At 68.2% G+C, this 264-nt stretch carries 1 protein-coding gene; it reads left to right on the forward strand.

Features of this window, described 5'->3' with window-relative positions; genetic code table 11:
• A partial coding sequence (locus PU724_RS34040) for an AMP-binding protein (RefSeq protein ID WP_426213868.1) occupies positions 1-264 on the forward strand: 264 nt, incomplete at both ends.

Raw genomic sequence — 264 nt, forward strand, 5'->3', positions numbered from 1 at the left:
TCCTGCCGGCCGCCGAGCGCGGCTATCTGCTGGAGGAGCTGAACCGGACGGAAGCGGACTATCCTTCGCAGCTGTGCATCCACGAGCTGTTCGAGGCGCGGGTGCGTGAGGCGCCCGACAGGGTGGCTGTGGTGCATGAGGCCGAGGAACTGAGCTATGGCGAGCTCAACGCGCGCGCCAACCGCCTGGCGCATCATCTGGTCGGCCTTGGCGTGAAGCCGGACCAGCCGGTGGCGATCTGCCTGGAGCGCAGCCCGATGATGG

It is taken from the genome of Mesorhizobium abyssinicae (assembly GCF_049887195.1).
Lineage (GTDB): Bacteria > Pseudomonadota > Alphaproteobacteria > Rhizobiales > Rhizobiaceae > Mesorhizobium > Mesorhizobium abyssinicae.